Origin of the sequence: Neisseria wadsworthii 9715, assembly GCF_000227765.1 — a bacterium.
Taxonomy (GTDB): domain Bacteria; phylum Pseudomonadota; class Gammaproteobacteria; order Burkholderiales; family Neisseriaceae; genus Neisseria; species Neisseria wadsworthii.
On record NZ_JH165159.1, the window covers coordinates 893,412 to 915,862 of the forward strand.

Consider the following 22,451-nt stretch of genomic DNA (forward strand, 5'->3'; position numbering starts at 1 on the left):
AGCCCGTGTATGGCGTTGTATGAACCGTTCGGTTTGCTGAGCTAATTGTTTGTAGCAATGTGTTATAAAATATACACAAAGATTAATATGCTTATATCTTAATTTGATATGTAATATTTTGAATCATTGAAATGTTTTTCGGGTTGCTAAGGAAAAACATGATGAAGTTAATTACACTTGACTACATTTTTGCTATAATGCGCGCGGTCGCTGCATGAGGCAGATAGTTAAGCCACTTTGAGCAGTAACTGTGTTGGTGTATCTGAATTATATTTACTTTGCTCCGCCGGTTTGCTCTGCTTTCAGTGGATTGATTAAAATTTGTACAAACCAACAAAATTAAAAAGGAAATACACGATGGGCATTAAAGTTGCCATTAATGGATATGGTCGCATTGGTCGCCAAGTATTGCGCGCTATCTATGATTACAAATTGGAAGATCAATTGGAAGTGGTGGCAGTAAATGCCAGCGGTTCTTTGGAAACCAACGCTCACTTAACTGTTTTCGATACTGTACACGGCCGTTTTAATGCGGATGTTAAGCATGATGATAAGAATCTGATTATCAATGGTAAAACAATTGCATTCTTCTCCACTCGTAATCCTTTAGAATTGCCTTGGAAAGATTTGGGTGTGGATTTGGTATTTGAATGCACCGGTGCATTTACCAGCAAAGCCAAAGCGCAAGCGCACTTGGAAGCAGGTGCCAAAAAGGTACTGATTTCCGCACCGGGCGAAGCCGATGTCGACGCAACCGTGGTGTACGGCGTGAACCATGATGTGATTACGCCTGAGATGACCGTAGTATCCAATGCATCTTGTACAACCAACTGCTTGTCTCCGGTAGCTAAAGCGCTTCATGATGGTCTCGGTATCGAAAAAGGCGTGGTTACCACGATTCACTCTGTAACCAATGACCAAAATGTTACCGATGTGCGCCATAAAGACTTGCGCCGTGCGCGCAGCGGTGTAGCAAACCTAATTCCTACCAAAACCGGTGCGGCCAAAGCAGTAGGCTTGGTGCTGCCCTCATTGAAAGGTAAGCTGGACGGTTTGGCTATTCGTGTACCAACGATTAACGTGTCTTTGGTAGACCTTTCGTTTACCGCCGCTCGCGATACTTCTGTTGAAGAAGTTAACCAAATTGTGAAAGAGGCTTCAGAAGGTTATTTGAAAGGTGTATTGGGCTACAACACTTTGCCTTTGGTATCTATGGACTTCAACCATACAACTCAAGCCAGCATTTTTGATGCGACGCTGACTAAAGTGGTTGCCGGTAACTCTGTTAAAGTATTTGCTTGGTATGATAACGAATGGGGCTTCAGCTGCCAGATGTTGAATACTGCGCGCGTTATGTTCGGCTTGGAAGTGCGTCCTTTTTCTGTGTAATACCGAATAAACAGCGTATTTAAAAATGTTGGATGCCTGTCTGAAAGTGAATCAAAGCTTTCAGACAGGCATCGTTTTATTATATATAGTGAACCGACTTAAAAAGCATGTCTATATTCAGATCAAATTGGAACATAGCGATAAGGGAGAGTGGAGAATGCCTGTCTGAAAGCCTTTTTCAGACAGGCATTTTGTTGTAGGTAGATTTTGTTTCTTTCGTCTTATCGATTTTGTTACGATTTTTGGGTTATGTAATGATAGTTTTCAAAGCTCTAGCCGAAAATTGTATTTCGGTTATTTTCTTAAAGCTTTGGGCAACACAAAAACAATACTTTCTTCCACGCCTGCACCTTCCTCAATGGTTTTGTGTCCCCAACCCTGAATGGTTCGGATAACTTCTTGGACTAGCACTTCAGGAGCGGAAGCGCCTGCCGTAATTCCCACTTTATTTTTACCGTTGAACCATTCCTGTTTCAGGTAGGAGGCATTGTCGACCATATAAGCATCCACACCGCGCAATTTGGCAACTTCGCGTAGGCGGTTGCTGTTAGAAGAATTGGGGGAGCCAACCACGATGACAATATCGCATTCGGCTGCAAGATTTTTCACAGCTTCCTGGCGGTTGGTTGTCGCGTAGCAGATATCTTCTTTATGCGGGCTACGGATATTGGGAAAACGCGCTTTTAAAGCAGCAATAATATCTTTGGTTTCATCTACCGAAAGTGTAGTTTGGCTGACATGGGAGAGTTTTTCAGGATCTGCTACTTGTAATTTAGCTACATCATCTACGGTTTCGACCAGCAGCATTGATCCCTCAGGTAGCTGCCCCATCGTGCCTTCTACTTCAGGATGGCCTGCATGGCCAATCATGATAATTTGATAGCCTTGCGAATCCAAACGGGCCACTTCTTTATGCACTTTGGTAACCAGAGGGCAGGTTGCATCAAAAACTTGAAAGCCGCGTGCTTCAGCTTCTTCCTGCACTGCTTTAGACACACCATGCGCCGAGTAGATAAGCGTAGCACCTTCCGGTACTTCGGCTAAATCTTCAATAAAAACAGCACCTTTTTCACGAAGATTATCAACTACAAATTTGTTGTGTACTACTTCGTGCCGCACATAAATGGGTGCGCCGAATTCCTCAAGAGCGCGTTCTACAATGCTGATAGCACGATCAACGCCTGCGCAGAAGCCGCGGGGGTTTGCCAGCATGATGGTTTTGTCTGCCATGATTAAATATTCTGAGTGTGTGTTAATTGATAACTTTGGGGCTTGCAGCGGCTTCTTTTTTGCTGTTTTTAAAGCCGTCGATAACCAATAATGTTGCGCCGACTACGATAAAACTGTCAGCTACGTTAAACGCGGGATAGTGCCAGTTTTGCCAATAAAATAGTAAATAATCAATCACATGGCCGTGTTGGAAACGGTCAATCACATTGCCGATCGCACCGCCGATAATCATGGAGGCGCCAATTTTTCCAAGTGTGTTGAATTGATTTCTAATGATTTCCCTGGCCAGATAGCCGCAGATTAAAATAGCCAAACCGATAAAAAAGAATTTTTGCCAACCCCCGGCGTCTGCCAGGAAGCTAAATGCCGCTCCGGAATTATGTGCCCGTGTCAGATCAAAAAAGTTCGGAATAATATTTAACCGCTCATATTCCTGGAAATTTTTGATAACTGCTAATTTGGTGATTTGGTCGAGAATGACGGCGATAAGGGCAAGTAGCCAATAGCGTGTGTTGGATGGTTTTGTTTTATTCATATATTTTTGCTGAGATTCGATCAGGGTTGCCATTTTACCTGATTCGGTTTGATGCTGGGGTTAATTTATGAAATCAAAAACTTAATTTTTAAGCAAATAAATAGTGAATAGATGCCTGTCTAAAAAAAGCAGGTGAAACATGCAAAAAAAACGCCATCTAAATCAAGGGATATGAAATAGATGGCCAAACACATTACGGGGAAAACGTCTTACTCACTTACTTGCGGTTAGCAAGTAACGTCTATCAGACAGGGCGAATAATAAATTAGTTCCTGAATAATCGGCAAAAAAAACCTTAAAGGTATGAATAACTGATAAACGGTGTTTTAAAATTAGTTTAAATGACACAGATCAAATTTTGGTAATCTTTGGTGCTTGCGTAAATGAAAGGAAAGTTATTGGAAAATAATCACTTATGAAATTTAGGTGGATTTTTGTTATTTTTTAGATAAAAAAAACCATCTATACCAAGGGGAAAGTATAGATGGCCAAACACATTACGGGGAAAACGTCTTACTCACTTACTTACTCTATGAAAAGTAAGTGCTTGTATGACTGGGTAGGCTATGAATAGTTCCAAAATTAATATGTTAAACAATGTAAATAGAATAATTCTAATTATAACGGTATGAAATATAAGTAATTAAATTAATAAATGATTTGAGAATCTTAATCGGGATTAATGAACCGCCATTCACCGGGAGCTAGATTTCCGGTTTCCCAGCGACCGAAACGCAAACGATGCAGCTGTTCAATACGGTTGCCTGCTGCTGCGACCATGCGTTTGACTTGATGATATTTTCCTTCGGTAATGGAAAGCAGTAGTGTGGTGGGGTTGTTCAATTCGGCATCGGCAGCGATGACGATTTCGTTTTCATCGTGCAGCAATACACCCGCTTTTAGTGTGTCGCATAAAGTTTGGTCGGCAGGATGTTTGAGCGTTACTTGATATAGTTTGGTAACTTTATACTTGGGCGAAGTCATGTTGTGGTTGAATTTACCGTCATTGGTAATGAGCAACACGCCGGTGGTATCCGCATCCAATCGTCCAACTGCTTGCATGCCGACTTGCCTCATATGCTCAGGAAACAGGCTGAATACGCTGGGATAATCACGTGGTTTGTGAGAGGTTTCGTAGTTTTCAGGTTTATTGAGCAGAATGTAGAAATAGGGTTGCGGAATAACGATGAAAGATTCTCCGTTGATTGATAAGCTGGTTACATCATCCGGATTAATCATGCTTTTGGGTTGATTTGCAAGTGTGCCATTGATTTCGATACAGTCGTTTTCAATTAGCCATTGGCATGTTTTACGGCTGCCTATGCCTTGGGCTTGAATATATTTTAAGAGTTGCATGGTGGAAGGGTTATTATTGATGAAACATGCTTATTGTATAAGAAAATGCCTGCCTGAAAAGGGATTATAAGCGTTCAGGCATTATGCTTGCCTGCTATACGGCATAATTATTGTGTAATTAAAGATGTATCATGCCATATTCGTCTGGAATGCGGGCGGCTGCCTTGTAGATATCGATAAGAGATTTTAAAAACATCACGGGCAGGCCGATAACCGTTAATGAGATAATCAGATGTACGGTTGCTGCAGCACGGTCTCCTATCAGCAAGTGATGTAAACCAAATACGCCACCGAAAAAACCGCTGATGATATAGGTAGACTTATTGATGGTACGCATTCGTCGGAGCTGCTGTTCTTCAGGAGAAAGGAGGCGCTCTTCAACAAAGATTGAATAATTGTTTTCATCCGCAACTTCCGTAGCAGTTTCCTCTTTGGCTGATTCTGTGTTGCTTGTTGGGATGTGATCCAATGTTTCCCAAAGCTCGGGATGGGTTTGAAATAATTTTAAGTCATATTCAGCTTTGGTAACCAGCGTAGATAAATTATCTTTGATTTCTTGTAATTGATTCAGTGAAAGTAACTCCTGTTCAGTTGCTTGAGAAAGGGCTTTGCTGATTTGCTGCGAATCTGCACCGGCAGGTAAGTTGAGTAAACTGTAAAGATTTTTCATGAGCGATATATTTCTGAATATTGAATATTTATTTCTTATGTATAACTCATGTTATTTTAAGTTAAGTAAAAAATCAAATTAAAAATAATTTATATATGTTATAAATGTTGGATGAGCGAATACGAGTTTCTTATAACTCTTTATAATTATGCAGATAGTGTAAAATATCGGGCTACTTTGACTGTGTCATTAAAGCAAGGAATGAGATATGTTGACCTTATATTATTTGCCCGGAGCATGTTCGTTGGTGCCTCAGGTTGCTTTAGAGTGGGCTGATGCCGATTACCAGGCTGTAGAGGTTCCACGAGATAAAATGAAATCTCCTGAATTTCTGGCATTGAATCCGATGGGGAGTGTGCCGGTTTTGCAGGAAGGGGATTGGGCATTGTCGCAAAATATCGCTATTTTGGAATATATTAATGAGCTCTATCCTCAGGCTTTAGTATTGGGTAGCGGTAGTGCGAGGAATAGGGCGCAAGCTCGAAAATGGTTGGCGTTTATGAATGCTGACCTGCATCCGGCGTTTGCTCCTCTATTTGCGCCGCAGCGTTTTGTTGATGGGGAAGAAGAACAGGCGAAGTTGCGTGCCGTGGCTGCAGGCAGAGTTACGATGTTATATGCTTATCCGCATGAAGTATTGAGCAAACAGCCTTTTTTGGTTGGAGAGAAAACAATTGCTGATGTGTATCTTTATGTTACCTTGCGTTGGGCCAAAGCTTTAGGGTTGGATTTGAGTTTGTATCCTGCATTTACAGATTTTTATCTGCATATGGAATTTGACGAAGGTGTGCAGAATGCTTTGAGTAAGCAGGGCTTGCTTTGAGTGTAAACAATGCCTGTCTGAAATTTCAGACAGGCATTGTTTATTAAAATAATTTATACAAACCAGCCACGTACTGCTTCTAAGCCATGATGGTTAATGCGTGCATCGGCATGAGCTTGTGCTTTGGGTTTGGCGCGATAGGCTATGCCGATGCCGGCAGCTTCAAGCATTGGGATATCATTGGCGCCGTCGCCTATTGCTAATACTTGTTTGGCGTCTAATCCGAGAGCGTTGCGATGCTCAATGAGCAGATTGGCTTTGGCTTGGGCATCAATGATGCGGCCTTCAAGTTGGCCGTTTAATATGCCATTAATACTGCTTAGTTCGTTTGCATAGGCATAGTCTAAGCCGAGTCGGCTTTTCAGACGGTCGGTAAAGAAGGTGAAGCCGCCGGATACCAGCATAAATTTCACGTTATGTTTTTTACATTCTGCCAAAAGGTATTCGGCCCCGGGGGAAAGCTGTAATATTTGGTCGTAAACCTGTTGCAATACTTGCTCTTTTAAGCCTTTGAGCAAGCTTACACGTTGGCGCAAGGATTGTTCGAAATCCAATTCTCCGCGCATGGAGCGTTCCGTAATGGCGGCAACTTCGTTTTTTAAACCTACTCCGGCCGCTATTTCATCAATACACTCAATCGTAATCAGAGTGGAATCCATATCGCTCACAATCAGCCCGAGTTCTTCAAATCTCATGTCGGGCAATATGGCAAAATCGATTTTTTGTGTGTCTAAATCTTCAGCAATATCAGCTGGCAGGCAAAATTCGGCTGATACGGGAATCCGTATGCTGGTGTGATTGTGTGGTGGAGGCAAGGTAACATAGCGGGCGAGCCGGCTTAGTTCACGGGATTCAATGGATGGGTGCTGGAGAACGAGGGCGTAAGACATGATAAATAAGCTCAAAAAATAAGGCGGATTATAGCCTAATGCCTGTCTGAAAAATATGGTTGTTGTTGGCGGGAAAAATGGCTTTGCTGCGCCGAATAAAGTAAATCCCCGAACCAATGGTTCAGGGATTTCAATGTTTGGCACGCCCACGGGGAATCGAACCCCGGTTACCGCCGTGAAAGGGCGATGTCCTAACCGCTAGACGATGGGCGCGGATAATTTAATTTTGGCGCACCCGGAGCGATTCGAACGCCCGACCCTCTGGTTCGTAGCCAGATACTCTATCCAACTGAGCTACGGGTGCGAGAAAGAACGTTATTTTATGGACTGGGCTGATGCTTGTCAACTATTTTGTCGCGAAAATTTTGAAGAAAAGGTAGAATACGCGGTTGTTGTTTGAATTTCATGGAAATTTAGTTATGTCGGACTTGATGTGCAGGTGGCCTTTGTTGGTATCTGCATTTGCCCGTTTGGAGCGGCCGGTAGTGATTGTGGACTTGGAAACTACGGGCGGCAATATGCTGACTGACCGTATCACGGAAGTTGCGATGCTCCGTTTTGAACAGGGCAAAGTGATGCGGCGTGAGTGGCTGGTTAATCCGCAGAGGCCGATTCCTCCATTTATTACCGGCCTGACGGGTATTGATGATGAGATGGTTAAAGATGCACCTGGGTTTGCCGTATTGGCGGAAGAGTTGTTGCCGTTTTTGCAAGGTGCAGTTGTGGTTGCGCACAACAGCCGGTTTGACTATACGTTTTTACGCCATGAGTTCCAGCGTGCGGGCATAGATTTTGCTGCACCTGCTTTGTGCACGGTTCAGCTTTCCCGCAAACTTTATCCGCAATTTCATAAACATAATTTAGACAGTATTATTGAGCGCTGCGGTATTGTGATGGAGCAGCGTCACCGCGCGATGGCTGATGTGTTGGCATTGGCTGAGTTTTTGGAAAAAGCCTTATGTGAGTGTGGTGTGCAAGAGTTTGAGGCACGAAGCAGGGCGTTGATGCATCCGAAAATGTTGCCTGCATGGTTATCCTCTGATTTGGCTGATCAGTTGTATGCGTTACCGGATCGCCACGGTGTGCTGATTTGGTTGGACAAAGGCGGGCGGGCGCTTCATCTTATTGAGCATGAACACGCTTTTTCTGAAGTGGCCTCTTATCTGCATTTGACCAAACCGGATCATGCGGTGCAGGCGGCGGCTGTGCGTTTTATCCCTGCTGTGGGCGGCTTGCATGCTTTGTGGTTGAAGGCACAGTTGGCTCAGGAATATGGGTTGAGACATGAACAGGGTACAAAAACTTATTTGACTGTGCGTTTCCGTGAGAGTGAAACGGGGGAATTGCAAGCAAAAGTCGAACCGTTGCGCTCCGGTAAACATATCCAGAAACCTTATGGTTTGTTTTTGCACAAAAAATCTGCCAAAAGAGCGTTAACGGCATGGGCGGCGGAAATGGGTTTGTGCCCTTCCGTGTTGGACATTTTACCGCAAACGTATGCGCGGGATATGCCGTGTCCGGCGATGGTGGCGGGGAAATGTGAAGGCAGTTGCGCTTCGGAAGGTGGAAAATCCTTGCATAACGAGCGTGTGTTGGCGCACGCTGGATTACTGCCCGTTGCTGATTGGGGGCGCATGCATGATATAGAGATAACGGAAACAGATGTTTTAAATGGGCAATGTGTAACGTTTCGTTGCGCAGGCGGTGCGTTGTCACTACCCGACGGCAGTTGGTATTTTGATGAGGGGCTGCCTACTTTGCTGAAAATGAAATTTAAATTGGGTAGCCGCGTAGTGAAAATGTTGGGCTAGAATCTGTTTAGTATTAAAAATGCCAGTCTGAATACTTTTCAGACTGGCATTTAATATTTCAAGCTTACATGTTTTGCAAACGGGCGATACGGTTATCCAAGCTTGGGTGTGTGCTTAGAAGCGAATCTCTGGCTTCGCTTGCGATGCCCATAGCTGTCATATTTTGAGGGAGATCGCTGGGGTTTCCTTTAAGGCGTTGCAAAGCGGCAATCATTTTAGGCGTGCCAACCAGTTTGGCGGCACCGGCATCTGCCCGGTATTCGCGTTGGCGGCTAAACCACATCACGATAATGCTGGCCAAAAAGCCAAATAAAATCTGTAAGACCATGCTGACAATAAAATAGATGCCGCCGCTGGTTTCGCCTCGGTCATTGGTAGCAACTATGTTGGAAATAATGCGTGAGAGGAAAATCACAAAAGTGTTGACCACGCCCTGGATTAAGGTAAGTGTAACCATGTCGCCGTTGCCGACGTGTGCCATTTCATGTGCGAGGACGGCCTCAACTTCGTCACGGGTCATATGGTTCAGCAAACCAGTGCTGACGGCCACTAACGAATTGTTTTTGCTTGGGCCGGTGGCGAATGCGTTTGGCTCGGGAGAGTCGTAAATGGCCACTTCTGGTGTTTGTATATTCCATTGGCGGGCTTGGGCTTCCACAGTTTTGAGCAGCCATGCTTCCAGCTCGTTTTCCGGTTGGGTAATCACTTCGGCGCCAACGGATCGTTTGGCAACCATTTTGGATGTCAGAAGTGAGATGATTGAGCCGGTAAAACCAATGACGGCAGAAAAGGCAAGCAGCCCGGCCGTGTTGTTTGGATCACCGTTTAAACCTAATATGCTTAGAATAATGCTGATTACCACCAAAACGGCGATGTTGGTCAGCAGGAATAAGAAAATGCGTTTCACAAGTTTCCCTTCTTGAATATGTGTATTGCTTTAGCTCAAAACAGTGTGGCTATTTTCGCAAAAACCATTCAAAAGAAACAGCATGGTTTGGGCAAAGGTATGCAAATTTGCACGGAGTTTGTTGTTTTGTTGTCTATAAGCTGTAAAACCTTATCATTTCATGACTTCGTATTGCGTGGTTTCGCTGCTATATATTTTGTTGTTTGAATTTAAAATGACTTAAACTCAAACATCATAACAATGCCTGTCTGAAGCATTTTCAGACAGGCATTGTTATCTTCTAAAGGGAAGATGCTTATCTGCGAATCTGTCCGTTGCCTAAAACAACCCATTTCTGGCTGGTTAATCCTTGTAAGCCCACAGGGCCGCGGACGTGGATTTTATCGGTGGAAATGCCGATTTCCGCCCCTAATCCATATTCAAAGCCATCTGCAAAACGGGTAGAGGCGTTGACCATTACGCTGGCGCTGTCGACCAGGCGCAGGAATGTTTGGGCGTCGGTGTAGGATTCGGTAACAATGCTGTCGGTGTGGTGGCTGCCGTGGGTGTTGATGTGGGCAATGGCTTCGGCCATGTCATCGACAATTTTTATGGCCAATATCGGTGCGAGGTATTCCGTGTCCCAATCTTCGGTTGTTGCGGCTTTGATGTTGTTTAATATAGATAATGTGCGCGTGCAGCCGCGTAGCTCAACCCCTTTTTCTGTGTATTTTTCCGCTAAAACCGGCAATATTTCTTGGGCGCGGTTTTGATGTATCAATAGGGTTTCCATAGTGTTGCATGTGCCGTAGCGGGAGGTTTTTGCGTTGAATGCGATGTTTATGGCTTTTTCTTTATCTGCTGCTTGGTCTATATAAACATGACATATGCCGTCGAGGTGTTTTATGACCGGCACGCGTGCTTCTGCGGAAATGCGTGCCACTAGATTTTTGCCGCCCCGGGGAATGATGACGTCAATCAAATCAGGGCTTTGTAACATGGTGCCTACGCCTTCTCGGTCGGTATGTTCAATGAATCCGACAGCCGCCGCCGGCAACCCGTTGACCTGCAATGCTTGTGTGATGAGTTTGGCGATGGCCGTGTTGCTGTTGAACGCTTCGCTGCCGCCGCGCAATATGCAGGCATTGCCTGATTTCAAGCATAATGCGGCTGCGTCAACGGTAACATTCGGGCGGGATTCGTAGATAATGCCGATTACGCCGAGCGGAACGCGCATTTTTCCGATTTGCAAACCGTTTGGACGAGTGCGGAATTCGTCCATCTCGCCAACCGGATCGGGGAGGGCGGCAATTTGGCGCAGGCCTTCACACATGCTCTCTATCGTGTTGCCCGTGAGCTTCAGGCGGTCAAGCAAAGCGGCGTCCAATCCTTTGGCTTCGGCTGCTTTTAAGTCTTCCGCGTTGGCTGCAAGAATGGCATCTTCGTGTTGTTTAATCAGCTCTGCCACATTTAAAAGGGCGGCATTTTTTTGTGCGGTTGTGGCTGCAGCGAGTTGATAATAGGCCTCTTTGGCCGCCTTTGCTTTGGCGTGGACATAATCTTGTATGCTTTGCATGGAGTATCTCTATTTCTGTTGATCGACTTTGCATCAATATTATAGAAATCCGAATGATTTGCAAACAGGGCTGTGCTGTAGCTGAAAAGCTTAATATGAACAATGCCTGTCTGAAAAAGTTTCAGACAGGCATTAAGTTATTGCAGGTTATACGGTTTGTGAGTATCTCACTTTTGTTTCGCGATGCCGCAAGTGGTAATCGAATATCATGGCAATGTTACGGATGAGAAAGCGGCCTTTGGGGCTGACGGTAAGGCTGCCGGTATCAAGGTGCAGCAGCCCTAATTGTGCCATTTGGTTTAAGTCTTGAAGCTCTTGCTCGAAATATTCTTCGAACTGGATGCCGAACTGCTCTTGGTATTCAGAAAAATCAAGTGAGAAGCGACACATTAGGTCTTGGATGATTTGGCGCCGCAGAATGTCGTCTTGGGTAAGTTGGTAGCCGCGCATAATGGGTAGGCGGTTTGCGTCGAGAGCAGCATAGTAGGCATCGATATCTTTCTCGTTTTGAGCGTAAATGCTACCGATTTTGCCGATGCTGGATACGCCTATGGCAATCAGATCGCAATCGGCGTGGGTTGAATAGCCTTGAAAATTACGTTGCAGGCGGCCTTCGTGTAGAGCAATGGTCAGTTCGTCTGTCGGCTTGGCGAAGTGATCCATGCCGATAAACTCGTAGCCACGCGCGGTTAGGGTTTGTACGGCATATTGCAGAATATCGAGCTTTTCTTCGCTGTCAGGCACGGCATCGGTATCGATACGGCGCTGTGGTTTGAAAATATGAGGCAAGTGGGCATAATGGTATAGTGCCAGTCGATCGGGGTCGAGTGACAGTACAGTTTCAATGGTCGGCTTGATGCTCTTGAGTGATTGCTGAGGTAGACCGTAGATTAAGTCAACACTTATAGACTTGAATCCAGCTTCGCGCGCGGCTTCAATTACTTCACGGGTTTCGGTTTCTGTTTGGATACGGTTGACGGCTTGCTGCACTTTAGGGTCAAAATCTTGAATGCCTACGCTCATGCGGTTAAAACCGAGTTTACCTAAATGAAATACGGTGTCGCGGCTGACTTTTCTAGGGTCGATTTCTATTGAATATTCACCCGTAGGTATTAAGGTAAAGTGTTTGCTTATCATGGCAAACACGCGTTCAATTTGGTCATCGTTCAGAAATGTAGGCGTGCCGCCGCCAAAGTGGAGCTGAGCGAGTTGGCGGCGGCCTTTTAAGTGTGGTGCCAAGAGCCCCAGCTCGCGTTCGAGATATTGGATATAAGTGTCGGCGCGTGCCTTGTCTTTGGTGATGATTTTGTTGCAGCCGCAGTAGTAGCAGATGGTATTGCAGAATGGTATGTGGATGTAGAGCGATAAAGCTTTATTAGGGGTGTTTTCCTGCTTTGTTGCTAATGCTGAAATATAGTCCTGTTCACTCCAACTAGAATCGAAGCGGTCTGCAGTAGGATAAGATGTGTAACGTGGGCCGCTGGCCGGAAGGCTGGCGATAAGCTGGCGGTCAAACACGGGTAGCGTGTGGTTATGAATTGTTATGATTTTCATTTAAAAGGTTTTATTGTGAGCGATAAATGTTTTTGATGATTGGTAGGGAGTTTTCCATAGTCAAAGGGAAACCCGTTTGATAGAATGCGGCTATTATGAATAAAAAGCATTGACTTGAGTCAAGTACATATAAACAAAGCGATAATAAATGAGCAATTATTTAAACCGTGAAACGGGTATGCATTATGACTACACACACGAATCCAGCAATTAAGACTTTATGCTCTTCTTGCTCTTTGCGCGAACTGTGCATGCCGGTAGGTTTGGTTCCTGCTGAATTTGAGCAGTTAGACTCGGTTATCAAGCAAAGCCGCCGTTTGAAAAAAGGCGAATATTTATTTCGCACCGGGGAGGCGTTTACTTCGCTTTATGCCATCAGAACGGGCTTTTTTAAAACAACTGTAGCCAGCCAGGATGGGCGCGATCAGGTAACCGGCTTTTCTATGTCGGGTGAATTAATCGGGATGGACGGTATTTGCTCGCATATTCATAGCTGCGACGCAGTTGCTTTGGAAGACAGCGAAGTATGTGAGCTGCCTTTTGCGCATATGGAAGAATTGGGTAAGAAAATCCCTAGCCTGCAAACTCATTTTTTGCGTTTGATGAGTCGTGAGATTGTGAAAGATCAGGGTGTTATGCTGCTTTTGGGAAATATGCGTGCAGAAGAACGGATTGCTGCATTTTTATTGAATCTTTCTCAGCGTTTGCAGGTGCGCGGTTTTGCAGCCAATGATTTTATTCTCCGCATGTCGCGTGAAGAGATAGGTAGCTATTTGGGCTTAAAGTTAGAAACAGTAAGTCGAACGCTGTCTAAGTTTCATCATGAAGGATTGGTTCAGGTAGAACATAAGCACATCAAGCTTTTAAATCCCGAGGCGCTTAAGAAGATGGTTTCAGGTTGTGTACATGCAGTAGAGTAGATGTAGGTTAATTACGTTAACAATGCCTGTCTGAAAAATCTCAGACAGGCATTTTTTGTTATCGCATGGTTTTATTACTTAAATGGAGAAGTCTTCTTCAATAGGCTCATAAAGTAATTTATCAATTTTTTCTCTAGTCAGCCCGGGAGAGAACATATTGATAAACTCATAGGTGTAGCCACGTAAATAAGAGTCCGGTCGAAGTGTAATCGCCGTGTAAGAAGACTCAAACAGATGAGATGCGTCTATCATCTGCAATCCTTGATCGTTGTCAGGATCGAATGCCATTTGAGCCATAATGCCAATGCCCAAACCGAGCTTGACATAGGTTTTTAATACATCTGTATCTGCAGCTGCCAGCACAACATTTGGATGCTCGATTTTTGCTTTGTTAAAAGCATGTGAAATACATGAATTACTGTTGAATGCAAATTCATAAGTGATCAGCGGATAAGCCGCCACATCTTGTAGCCGAATGGTGGCAGCAGTGTTGAGTAGAGGGTGTCCGTCAGGAATTATGATGCCGTGAGTCCATTTTGAGCAAGGGATGCTGCGTAGCTCATCTAAGCTATCAAGTGACTCTGTTGTAATGGCAAAGTCTGCTTCACCCGACAAAACCATCTGTGCCAATGCAGATGGGCTGCCCTGCTTGATTGAAAGCTGTACCTTAGGGTACTTCTTAACGAATTCTGCAATAATTGAAGGAAGAACGTAGCGGGCTTGTGTGTGTGTGGTGGCTATGGTCAGAATACCGCTGTTGTGATCGGTAAACTCTTTGCCGATATTTTTAATATTGTGTACATCATGTAATACACGCTCAGCCAATACCAACACAGCTTTCCCGGGCGGCGATACAGATATGATGCGTTTGCCGCTGCGAATAAAAATTTGAACGCCAAGCTCTTCTTCTAGTAACCTAATTTGTTTGGAAACGCCTGGTTGCGAGGTAAAAAGAGCATCAGCTGCGGCTGAGACATTAAGGTTTTGACGGTAAACTTCCAATACATAGCGCAGTTGTTGTAATTTCATGATGGCGTGAGAAAAAGTTGAATGAATAAAGCTTTGTAGGCTTTATACGACAAAGCGGAAATCACTGTAGCATATTTTGTAGAAAGATTGCGGCGAGGCCTAGGTTTAAACTGATAAGGGGTTTGTTTTTTCTGAAATTATATAAACAACTAAAACACAGTTTTACGAAAAAAGCATTACGCTGATGTTGCTTTTGTGCAACTGCTGTAAGCAATGTCGGTTGATTTGCCTTTAAATAAATGACACGAAGTTGATTTTTCGGCATAGTTCATAACTAGGAAGCGGGCTTTTAAGCAGTCGTATAAAACATTCGCTATTGACAGTTTGTGCTTGGCTTCTTTATAGTGCAAACCTGAAATATCCGAATTGCTGCGGCAGAGTGCTGTGGCCTGTATATTGTGATGTGCAGCAAAAGCCGGAGGGCTTGTTGTTGTACGGCAATCTTTAGATGAGGGAATAATAATGACCAAACAGCTTAAATTAGGTGCTTTGATCGTTGCCGCTATCGCTTCTGGCAACGCTATGGCAAGCGAACCGCACGGTAAAGACGGCTATGTAATCAGCCGCGAATCTCATGAAGTTGTGCGCAACAACTATGGTGAGTGCTGGCGTGACGGTTATTTCGATAAAGACGCCCAAGGCCGTGTAGAATGTGGTGACGCTGTTGCTGCTGCTCCTGTTGCACCTCAGTACGAAGAAGAAACAGTAGCCCTGTCTGCTAAATTCCTGTTTGACTTCGATAAATACACTCTGCGTGCTGAAGCCACCGAAACTCTGAACAACTTGGCAACCCGCCTGTCTGACGCCCGCGTTGAAGGTGTGCGCGTTGAAGGTCATACTGACTTCATGGGTTCTGACGAATACAACCAAAACCTTTCTCAAGAGCGTGCTAACGTTGTGGCTAACTACTTAGTTAACCGCGGTGTAGCTGCCTCTAAAGTAAGCGCTGTTGGCTTGGGTGAGTCTCAAGCTCGAATGACTGCTACTTGTGAAGCTGAAGTAGCTAAATTGGGCAAAAAAGTATCTAAAGCGAAACGTCGTGCTGCTCTGATTGCATGTATTGAGCCTGACCGTCGCGTAGATGTTAAGATTCGTACTTTAGTAACCAAACAAGTTTCTGAAGGTCAAGCTGCTCAAGGTGAGCGCTCTGATGTAGATGCTGGCTGGCATCCTCAAAATAATAAATATCACGGCTTCACTCGTCCGTAATATTTGTTAAGTATTAAAAACCCTGCATTTGCAGGGTTTTTTTACGCTTGTCTGAAAAACAGCAATATCCAATCAGATTTTCAGACAGGCATTCGATTCAGACAGGCATTCGATATAGTCAATCAACACATTTTTGATAGAAGGCAGTAAACCGTAGGCAGTACAAGTAGTACGGGACTGTTTTGGTTGCTGCTTTAGCAGCTTACAGAATCGTTCTTTATTGAGCTAAGGCACAGTAACTCCGTGGTAAAGTTAAGTTGATTGACTATAGCTCTCAAATCGAACGATTTTAAAATATTGTTTAGTCTTTCCGTGTTAATCGATATTGTTTGCGGGCTTGGCTTTTAAAAAGTAATGTAATGCTATAACAGTGTGATAGTATGCGGAACTTATTTATCATGAGTGGAACATATTGAATATATGTTATGGTCGCATTGTTTTAGGAAAATAATGGAGTCGGTTTATTAGATTAAATTTGGGTTTACTTACTATAGTGAAATAAACAGGAAACTAACGAACAATCTGGGGTTTGCTGCTGGTTATCTATATGATCCTAAAATGAAAGGTCTTGATTACAAGCGTATGGCGGTACGTATTTGAAATTATGTGAATGCCTATCTGAAAGATGGTTTCAGACAGGCATCGCAATGAGCAAGTGTAGGGTGTTCTAGTATATCAAGCTGCTATTTTGTTATGATTTTAATAACTATAATTATCGAATTAATTGAATAACCATCTGCTCAATGTACATTTCAGACAGGTATCTGGATTCTTGATGAATCAGCACCTGAACCACAATCATTTTTACACTTTTGAAGTGACAGGCGATGACAGAGTTTGAATTTATTTATAATTTTTTGGTACGGCAACACGATGATGATGTGTTGTTGGGTATTGGTGATGATGCGGCAATCGTGCGGCCGCGTGCAGGATATGATTTGTGCTTCAGTAGCGATATGTTGATTTCAGGTAAGCATTTCTTTGCAGATGCTGCTCCTGAAGACATAGCGCATAAAGTTTTGGCCGTTAATGTTTCGGACATGGCTGCGATGGGGGCAACCCCACGTTGGGTTTTGCTGAGTGCTGCTTTTCCTGAGTTAGATATGCTATGGCTGAATAAATTTTGCGGCACTTTATTCGAGAAATTAAGTCAATACGATATAAGCTTGATTGGCGGTGATACGACAAAAGGGAATTTGACATTCAATATCACCATCATAGGCGAATTGCCGCAAGGGCAGGCATTAAAGCGTTCGGGAGCCAAGCTCGGAGATGATGTTTGGGTTTCCGGCCAAGTGGGTATGGCTGCGGCGGCTTTGGACGGTTATTTAGGAAAGGTTGTTTTTCCTGAAGCGGTTTGGCAAGAGTGTCGGCAGAAATATCTGAGGCCGGTTCCGAGGGTAGCTTTGGGACGGGAATTATTGTTGCTTGCACATGCGGCTCAAGATATTTCTGATGGGCTGGCTCAGGATTTGGGACATATTTTGAAAGCCTCCGGGGTGGGTGCCGAGCTTTGGGCTGACCGTGTTCCTATATTGCCGGCTTTACGTGGTTGTGCACCTGTTGAACAAATTCGTGCGTGGCAATTGAGCGGTGGAGATGATTACGAGTTGTTGTTTACTGCTCCTGAGGCAGTAAGGGCGCAGATTTTGGCTGCGGGAGAAGCTTCCGGTACACAGCTTTCGCGTATCGGCAAGATTATTAAAGGCACTAAACTGCGTATTTTAGATGATGCAGGTGGTGAAATTCATTTGCATAAAACGGGGTTTGATCATTTTGGCTGAGTTTAAACCGAGCTTGCGTTGGCTTTTGCAGCGGCCTGTATGCTTTTTAGGATTTGGTTTTGGAACCGGTTTGGCACCGTTTATGCCGGGTACGTTCGGCACATTGCCCGCATTGCCAGTAGCTTATTTGCTGATGGCCTCTGGTTTGTCTGCGGTCGGATTGTCTTCGGTTTGTTTGGTGCTGTTTGTGCTTGGTGTTTGGATTTGCAATGTGACCGAACGGGAATTAGGCATTCAGGATTATGGCGGAATCGTGTGGGATGAGATTGTTGCGATGATGCTGGTACTGGCTTGGGTGCCGCAAAGTTTAAGTTGGTGGCTCGTTGCATTTGTGGTGTTCAGATTGTTTGATATGTTGAAACCTTGGCCGATTAAATGGTTTGACCGACGTGTGCATGGCGGCTTGGGTATTATGCTGGATGATGTAATTGCCGGACTGTTTGCTATATTGGTATTACAAGCGGTTCAGCTGATGATGCCTGTCTGAAAAATAGGGAGAACGATTGAGATGGAAAATTCTATAGAAGTGATTGTTGAACCACGCTATTTAGCAGATCAGAGTAATTTAATCAAAGATCGTTATATATTTGCTTATCATATCAAGATTCGTAATCATGGTGGTGAAACCGTTACGCTGAAAAACCGTTTCTGGGAAATCACCGATGCAAACGGTGAGGTGGAGAAAGTATCCGGTGCCGGTGTTGTAGGCGAGCAACCGACGCTTTACCCGGGAGACGATTTTGAATACAGCAGCGGCACCCATCTCTCTACGCCGTGGGGCAGCATGAAAGGGTATTATGAATTTGAAGACGATATGGGTGGGCGGTTTACGGTACAGATTCCGGAATTTGATTTGAAAGCCAATATTATGTTGCAGTAATAATTTGATTTTTAAGAAGTAAATACTTTACTGGTGAGTCGGAAAGGCTGTCTGAAAATGTTCAGACAGCCTTTATCTGTATCATGCTCTGTAACTAAAAGTTAATTTAAGCTTGCATTAGTTAATTTCTTGTGCTGAAATGATGTGAATGTGTGTTTAGGGCGCGTAGATATTCTGTGCTTTCGGAAGGTTGTACATTGAATGATTGATGCGTGCTAAATGGTTGGCGTGACAATTTAGTGCTTTCGGCAGATTATCGCTAAATTATTTTAAAACAGCTTTTATACTTGGTTTGCCGCTTATTCTATTTAAAGTAGATTTGATTTTCATGCGTAGATTGTTGTAAATACGTCATATAACCAATAACTTAGAGAATTTTGCTCAGGAGGAACAATGGAAGGCCTGAAGAATTTTTTTGATATGGTAGGCGGCTGGGTTTGGGGGCCGGTAATGTTGGCATTGCTGGTTGGTACAGGCATATTGCTGACCATCCGTTTGGTTGGTTTGCAATTTTCCATGCTGCCTTATGCTTTAAAGCTGGCTTTTTTCCCGCATCCGAAAAAAGGTGATGGTTCGGATCATGAAGGAGACATTTCACATTTCGGTGCTTTGATGACAGCGCTTTCCGCAACCATCGGTACAGGTAATATCGCGGGGGTGGCGACCGCAGTCATTATGGGCGGCCCGGGTGCAGTATTTTGGATGTGGATTACCGCGATTTTTGGTATGGCAACCAAATATGGCGAGGGCGTGCTGGCGGTGAAATACCGTATTATCAATGCCAAAGGCGAGATGTCTGGCGGGCCGATGTATTATATTGAGCATGGATTGAAGCAAAAATGGCTCGCTCTTTTGTTTGCTTTGTTTGGGACGATTGCTTCGTTTGGCATTGGCAGCTCGGTTCAATCCAACTCTGTGGCGCAAGCTGTACATTCGAGCTTCGGTGTGGATCAGGTTTATACCGGCGTGATTTTGACTGTGTTGACTGCTATTGTGGTGCTTGGCGGTATTCGTAGTATCGCTACGGCTTCGTCGTTGATTGTGCCGATAATGGCTGTGCTGTATGTGGCAGGCGGTTTGGTAATCATTACCCTGAATCTGGATAAAGTGGGGCCCGCCGTAGGCCTGATCTTGAGCGATGCGTTTTCAGGGGCAGCGATTGCGGGCGGCGCAATCGGTACGGTTATCCGCTATGGTGTGGCACGTGGTGTGTTTTCAAATGAGGCGGGTATGGGCTCGGCGCCGATTGCGGCTGCGGCTGCCAAAACCGACCACTCTGTGCGGCAGGCTCTTGTTTCTATGACGGGTACGTTTTTGGACACCATCGTGGTGTGCTCGATTACAGGTATTGTGTTGGTAATGGGCTTGACCCAAGGTTCCGAATTTACCCCTTTGCTGGGTGAAGACGGTAAAGCCATTACCGGCGCTGTGTTAACAGGTAAGGTTTTTGATCTGCTGCTGCCCGGGCCGGGTGGTTGGATTGTAACAATTGGTTTGATTTTTTTCGCTTATTCTACGATTCTCGGCTGGTGTTATTACGGCGAGAAGTGTGCGGCTTATGTGTTTGGCGATCGATCTGCCAATATTTATCGTGTGATTTATGTAGCCAGCGTTATGATTGGTACTGTGGCGAGTCTGGATTTGGTATGGGCGGCAGCAGATACTTTCAACGGTTTGATGGCTGTGCCTAACCTGATTGCGCTGGTGTTTTTATCGGGCGTGATTGTGAAGGAAACCAAAGACTTTAAAGCAAAACGTGCAAGCGGTGAGTTGCCGTAGTCTGAATCAATATTGGATGAATGCCTGTCTGAATACTTTCAGACAGGCATTATTGTTGGGCTGCGTAATTTACAAGCAAAATGTTATACAGTATCATTTCATCTTTGTTGTGTTTTTATGACGAGTGAGTTTTAAGAAGCGGCAGTAAGCCCGTAAATCAGCTATAAAGCGCTGCCGTTGGTTAAAGCGGTTTAGCTGTGGAAGCAGGCGAAAATGTGATGGCTGTATAAAAACGTTAAACTTCTTGTTCGCAATACTCAAAAAAAGCGGCTCCATAGTTGAAAGAATGAGTGGTGCCGCTTGTTTAACTTGGTAACTTTAACTTGCAGAGGCTTGTTTTCAGACAGGCATATGCTATCAAAATATTGATACAAACAATGAATCTTTTATTAACCGGCCTGATCCAGCGCTTATTACTGGCAGTCTGTGCCTTGATGTTTTTATGGGGCGTGTATTTTTGGGCAGTGGCCGAATGAGTATCTGTATCCATAATCTTACGGTGAGCTATCATCGAAAACCTGCCGTACATCATATTGACATGGAATTTGATGCCGGTTCGATGTGGGTAATTTTCGGGCCTAACGGAGCGGGTAAGTCGACCTTGCTTAAGGCCATTATGGGTCTGCTCAAGGCAGATACGGGGAGCATCAAATGGCAGGGCATGAGCCGGAAAGATATTGCTTATCTGCCGCAGCAATCTGATATCGACCGCAATCAGCCGATGACTGTGCTGGAGCTGGCGGCTTTAGGGCTTTGGTATGAAATCGGCTTCTTCGGCCGGGTTAATACCTCGCAAAAAGCACGCGTGATGGATGCGCTCAAGCGTGTGGGTATGGAAGAATTTGCCCACCGGCAGATTGCCCATTTGTCTAACGGCCAATTCCAGCGCGTGCTGTTTGCCCGCATGCTGGTGCAGAATGCCAAATTTTTGTTGCTAGACGAACCGTTTAATGCTGTGGATGCGCGCACGACTTATGCGCTGTTGGACGTTTTGAAGCAGTGCAGCCGAGAAGGGCAGGCCGTGATTGCCGTGTTGCACGATTATGAGCAGGTACGGGCTTATTTTCCGAACACACTTTTGGTGGCGCGGGAAAAAGTAGCGGCAGGCAAAACAGAAGAAGTGCTGACTGATGCTTATTTGCAAAAGGCGGCTGAGTTGATGCAGAAAACCGAAGGTGCAGAGTGGTGCGCCGTGTGAGATAGAACGGTTTCAGACAGGCATGGTCCAATGCCTGTCTGAAACCTGCTAAAACATGAATTTATACGAATTATTAGTTGCCCCTTTCGCCGAATTCGGCTTTATGCGCTATGCGCTGGCTTCGGTAGTGTTTCTTGCTTTATCGGGCGCGCCGGTCGGCGTGTTTTTGGTTATGCGGCGGATGAGTTTGGTTGGCGATGCGCTCGGCCATGCCGTGCTTCCCGGTGCGGCCGTCGGTTACATGCTGGGCGGTTTGAGCATGCCGGCCATGAGCTTGGGCGGTTTTACCGCCGGGTTGATGATGGCGCTGTTGGCCGGCTTGGTAAGCCGTTTTACTAATTTGAAAGAAGATGCAAACTTCGCTGCATTTTATCTGAGCAGCTTGGCCATCGGTGTGGTGTTGGTGAGCCAAAGCGGCAGTAATATCGATTTGCTGCATCTTTTGTTTGGCTCAATTCTGGCGGTGGATTTGCTTGCTTTGCAGCTTGTGGCAATAAGCGCAAGCGTTACCATCATCACATTGGCCGTGATTTACCGCCCCATGCTGCTAGAAAGCATAGATCCGCTGTTTTTGAAAGCGGTAAACGGCAAAGGCGGCTTATGGCATCTGATATTTCTGGTGCTGGTGGTGATGAATCTGGTGGCAGGGTTTCAGGCTTTGGGCACTTTGATGTCGGTGGGGCTGATGATGTTGCCCGCGATTACCGCGCGCTTGTGGGCGCGAAATATGGGGATGTTGCTGTTTTTAGCCAGTGTGTTCGCATTATTGTGCGGTATCGGAGGTTTGCTGTTTTCATATTATGTGGAAATACCTTCCGGCCCCGCGATTATCTTGTGGTGCGGCGCGTTTTACTTGATTTCTATTGTTTTCGGTTGGGAAAGCGGGCTGGTATCTAAATGGCTGCGCCGCCGGAAACACCATACTTATTAAA

20 protein-coding genes and 2 tRNA genes are annotated in these 22,451 nt (G+C 45.0%); 11 read left to right on the forward strand and 11 right to left on the reverse strand.

What is annotated here, in order from left to right; all coding sequences use genetic code 11:
• Positions 1 to 357: 357 nt before the first annotated feature.
• Positions 358 to 1,389 carry a type I glyceraldehyde-3-phosphate dehydrogenase gene (gap, locus tag HMPREF9370_RS03965; RefSeq protein WP_009116041.1) on the forward strand — a complete coding sequence of 344 codons (1,032 nt, stop codon included), beginning with the start codon at positions 358 to 360 and terminating at the stop codon, positions 1,387 to 1,389.
• Between the two features lie 294 nt (positions 1,390 to 1,683).
• On the opposite strand, the gene ispH is transcribed toward gap, so the two are convergent.
• The 4 genes from ispH to HMPREF9370_RS03985 all read right to left on the reverse strand — a co-directional run bounded on the left by ispH (position 1,684) and on the right by HMPREF9370_RS03985 (position 5,180).
• Positions 1,684 to 2,619: a 4-hydroxy-3-methylbut-2-enyl diphosphate reductase gene (ispH, locus tag HMPREF9370_RS03970; RefSeq protein ID WP_009116043.1), complete on the reverse strand. Its 936-nt coding sequence runs from the start codon at positions 2,617 to 2,619 to the stop codon at positions 1,684 to 1,686.
• A 22-nt stretch (positions 2,620 to 2,641) separates the two neighbouring features.
• Positions 2,642 to 3,154 (reverse strand): signal peptidase II, encoded by a 513-nt coding sequence (gene lspA, locus HMPREF9370_RS03975; RefSeq protein ID WP_040667427.1) that lies wholly within the window; start codon positions 3,152 to 3,154, stop codon positions 2,642 to 2,644.
• Positions 3,155 to 3,823: 669 nt separating this feature from the next.
• Positions 3,824 to 4,510: a pseudouridine synthase gene (locus tag HMPREF9370_RS03980; RefSeq protein ID WP_009116045.1), complete on the reverse strand. Its 687-nt coding sequence runs from the start codon at positions 4,508 to 4,510 to the stop codon at positions 3,824 to 3,826.
• A 118-nt stretch (positions 4,511 to 4,628) separates the two neighbouring features.
• Positions 4,629 to 5,180 carry a TM2 domain-containing protein gene (locus HMPREF9370_RS03985; RefSeq protein WP_009116046.1) on the reverse strand — a complete coding sequence of 184 codons (552 nt, stop codon included), beginning with the start codon at positions 5,178 to 5,180 and terminating at the stop codon, positions 4,629 to 4,631.
• Positions 5,181 to 5,388: 208 nt separating this feature from the next.
• Between HMPREF9370_RS03985 and HMPREF9370_RS03990 the strand changes: the two genes are divergently transcribed.
• Positions 5,389 to 6,003 (forward strand): glutathione S-transferase family protein, encoded by a 615-nt coding sequence (locus HMPREF9370_RS03990; protein WP_009116047.1) that lies wholly within the window; start codon positions 5,389 to 5,391, stop codon positions 6,001 to 6,003.
• Between the two features lie 53 nt (positions 6,004 to 6,056).
• Here the strand turns inward: HMPREF9370_RS03990 and serB are convergent, their stop codons facing one another.
• The 3 genes from serB to HMPREF9370_RS04005 all read right to left on the reverse strand — a co-directional run bounded on the left by serB (position 6,057) and on the right by HMPREF9370_RS04005 (position 7,197).
• Positions 6,057 to 6,893: a phosphoserine phosphatase SerB gene (gene serB, locus HMPREF9370_RS03995; RefSeq protein ID WP_040667429.1), complete on the reverse strand. Its 837-nt coding sequence runs from the start codon at positions 6,891 to 6,893 to the stop codon at positions 6,057 to 6,059.
• 138 nt (positions 6,894 to 7,031) lie between these two features.
• A tRNA-Glu gene (locus tag HMPREF9370_RS04000) sits at positions 7,032 to 7,106 on the reverse strand.
• 14 nt (positions 7,107 to 7,120) lie between these two features.
• Positions 7,121 to 7,197: transfer RNA gene (locus HMPREF9370_RS04005), tRNA-Arg, on the reverse strand.
• A 115-nt stretch (positions 7,198 to 7,312) separates the two neighbouring features.
• Between HMPREF9370_RS04005 and HMPREF9370_RS04010 the strand changes: the two genes are divergently transcribed.
• Complete coding sequence (locus HMPREF9370_RS04010; RefSeq protein ID WP_009116048.1) at positions 7,313 to 8,704, forward strand: 3'-5' exonuclease family protein; 1,392 nt, start codon at positions 7,313 to 7,315, stop codon at positions 8,702 to 8,704.
• A gap of 64 nt (positions 8,705 to 8,768) precedes the next feature.
• Here the strand turns inward: HMPREF9370_RS04010 and htpX are convergent, their stop codons facing one another.
• From htpX to hemN, 3 genes are all read right to left on the reverse strand, one after another.
• Complete coding sequence (gene htpX / locus HMPREF9370_RS04015; protein ID WP_009116049.1) at positions 8,769 to 9,611, reverse strand: protease HtpX; 843 nt, start codon at positions 9,609 to 9,611, stop codon at positions 8,769 to 8,771.
• Positions 9,612 to 9,906: 295 nt separating this feature from the next.
• The gene (locus HMPREF9370_RS04025) at positions 9,907 to 11,166 is read right to left on the reverse strand and encodes a glutamate-5-semialdehyde dehydrogenase (RefSeq protein WP_009116051.1); all 1,260 of its coding nucleotides are present in this window, start codon (positions 11,164 to 11,166) and stop codon (positions 9,907 to 9,909) included.
• A 147-nt stretch (positions 11,167 to 11,313) separates the two neighbouring features.
• Positions 11,314 to 12,720 carry an oxygen-independent coproporphyrinogen III oxidase gene (gene hemN / locus HMPREF9370_RS04030; protein WP_009116052.1) on the reverse strand — a complete coding sequence of 469 codons (1,407 nt, stop codon included), beginning with the start codon at positions 12,718 to 12,720 and terminating at the stop codon, positions 11,314 to 11,316.
• 185 nt (positions 12,721 to 12,905) lie between these two features.
• Here hemN and fnr point away from each other — a divergent pair, with 185 nt between their 5' ends.
• A complete protein-coding gene (fnr, locus tag HMPREF9370_RS04035) occupies positions 12,906 to 13,640 on the forward strand; it encodes a fumarate/nitrate reduction transcriptional regulator Fnr (RefSeq protein WP_040666873.1) in 735 nt (244 codons plus the stop codon).
• 78 nt (positions 13,641 to 13,718) lie between these two features.
• On the opposite strand, the gene HMPREF9370_RS04040 is transcribed toward fnr, so the two are convergent.
• A complete protein-coding gene (locus HMPREF9370_RS04040; RefSeq protein ID WP_009116054.1) occupies positions 13,719 to 14,669 on the reverse strand; it encodes a CysB family HTH-type transcriptional regulator in 951 nt (316 codons plus the stop codon).
• 462 nt (positions 14,670 to 15,131) lie between these two features.
• Between HMPREF9370_RS04040 and HMPREF9370_RS04045 the strand changes: the two genes are divergently transcribed.
• From HMPREF9370_RS04045 to HMPREF9370_RS04075, 7 genes are all read left to right on the forward strand, one after another.
• The gene (locus HMPREF9370_RS04045) at positions 15,132 to 15,878 is read left to right on the forward strand and encodes an OmpA family protein (protein WP_009116056.1); all 747 of its coding nucleotides are present in this window, start codon (positions 15,132 to 15,134) and stop codon (positions 15,876 to 15,878) included.
• 827 nt (positions 15,879 to 16,705) lie between these two features.
• Positions 16,706 to 17,662 carry a thiamine-phosphate kinase gene (thiL, locus tag HMPREF9370_RS04050; protein WP_009116058.1) on the forward strand — a complete coding sequence of 319 codons (957 nt, stop codon included), beginning with the start codon at positions 16,706 to 16,708 and terminating at the stop codon, positions 17,660 to 17,662.
• Positions 17,655 to 18,149 carry a phosphatidylglycerophosphatase A family protein gene (locus tag HMPREF9370_RS04055; RefSeq protein ID WP_040667430.1) on the forward strand — a complete coding sequence of 165 codons (495 nt, stop codon included), beginning with the start codon at positions 17,655 to 17,657 and terminating at the stop codon, positions 18,147 to 18,149. The genes thiL and HMPREF9370_RS04055 overlap by 8 nt, the downstream gene beginning before the upstream one ends.
• Before the next feature lie 21 nt (positions 18,150 to 18,170).
• The gene (gene apaG, locus HMPREF9370_RS04060) at positions 18,171 to 18,542 is read left to right on the forward strand and encodes a Co2+/Mg2+ efflux facilitator ApaG/CorD (protein ID WP_009116060.1); all 372 of its coding nucleotides are present in this window, start codon (positions 18,171 to 18,173) and stop codon (positions 18,540 to 18,542) included.
• Between the two features lie 393 nt (positions 18,543 to 18,935).
• Positions 18,936 to 20,321: an alanine/glycine:cation symporter family protein gene (locus tag HMPREF9370_RS04065; RefSeq protein ID WP_009116061.1), complete on the forward strand. Its 1,386-nt coding sequence runs from the start codon at positions 18,936 to 18,938 to the stop codon at positions 20,319 to 20,321.
• A gap of 472 nt (positions 20,322 to 20,793) precedes the next feature.
• On the forward strand, positions 20,794 to 21,519 hold the full coding sequence (locus tag HMPREF9370_RS04070) for a metal ABC transporter ATP-binding protein (RefSeq protein ID WP_174262996.1): 726 nt from the start codon (positions 20,794 to 20,796) through the stop codon (positions 21,517 to 21,519).
• Between the two features lie 55 nt (positions 21,520 to 21,574).
• The gene (locus tag HMPREF9370_RS04075; protein WP_009116064.1) at positions 21,575 to 22,450 is read left to right on the forward strand and encodes a metal ABC transporter permease; all 876 of its coding nucleotides are present in this window, start codon (positions 21,575 to 21,577) and stop codon (positions 22,448 to 22,450) included.
• The last annotated feature ends 1 nt before the right edge of the window (position 22,451 follow it).

Coding starts and splice junctions, on each gene's coding strand:
- hemN (WP_009116052.1), bottom strand. CDS start 12,720: ATGAAAATCATAACAATTCATAACCACACGCTACCCGTGTTTGACCGC.
- lspA (WP_040667427.1), bottom strand. CDS start 3,154: ATGAATAAAACAAAACCATCCAACACACGCTATTGGCTACTTGCCCTT.
- apaG (WP_009116060.1), top strand. CDS start 18,171: ATGGAAAATTCTATAGAAGTGATTGTTGAACCACGCTATTTAGCAGAT.
- HMPREF9370_RS04045 (WP_009116056.1), top strand. CDS start 15,132: ATGACCAAACAGCTTAAATTAGGTGCTTTGATCGTTGCCGCTATCGCT.
- HMPREF9370_RS04025 (WP_009116051.1), bottom strand. CDS start 11,166: ATGCAAAGCATACAAGATTATGTCCACGCCAAAGCAAAGGCGGCCAAA.
- HMPREF9370_RS03985 (WP_009116046.1), bottom strand. CDS start 5,180: ATGAAAAATCTTTACAGTTTACTCAACTTACCTGCCGGTGCAGATTCG.
- HMPREF9370_RS03980 (WP_009116045.1), bottom strand. CDS start 4,510: ATGCAACTCTTAAAATATATTCAAGCCCAAGGCATAGGCAGCCGTAAA.
- HMPREF9370_RS04075 (WP_009116064.1), top strand. CDS start 21,575: ATGAATTTATACGAATTATTAGTTGCCCCTTTCGCCGAATTCGGCTTT.
- serB (WP_040667429.1), bottom strand. CDS start 6,893: ATGTCTTACGCCCTCGTTCTCCAGCACCCATCCATTGAATCCCGTGAA.
- HMPREF9370_RS04010 (WP_009116048.1), top strand. CDS start 7,313: ATGTCGGACTTGATGTGCAGGTGGCCTTTGTTGGTATCTGCATTTGCC.
- HMPREF9370_RS04040 (WP_009116054.1), bottom strand. CDS start 14,669: ATGAAATTACAACAACTGCGCTATGTATTGGAAGTTTACCGTCAAAAC.
- ispH (WP_009116043.1), bottom strand. CDS start 2,619: ATGGCAGACAAAACCATCATGCTGGCAAACCCCCGCGGCTTCTGCGCA.
- HMPREF9370_RS04065 (WP_009116061.1), top strand. CDS start 18,936: ATGGAAGGCCTGAAGAATTTTTTTGATATGGTAGGCGGCTGGGTTTGG.
- HMPREF9370_RS03990 (WP_009116047.1), top strand. CDS start 5,389: ATGTTGACCTTATATTATTTGCCCGGAGCATGTTCGTTGGTGCCTCAG.
- fnr (WP_040666873.1), top strand. CDS start 12,906: ATGACTACACACACGAATCCAGCAATTAAGACTTTATGCTCTTCTTGC.
- thiL (WP_009116058.1), top strand. CDS start 16,706: ATGACAGAGTTTGAATTTATTTATAATTTTTTGGTACGGCAACACGAT.
- gap (WP_009116041.1), top strand. CDS start 358: ATGGGCATTAAAGTTGCCATTAATGGATATGGTCGCATTGGTCGCCAA.
- HMPREF9370_RS04070 (WP_174262996.1), top strand. CDS start 20,794: ATGAGTATCTGTATCCATAATCTTACGGTGAGCTATCATCGAAAACCT.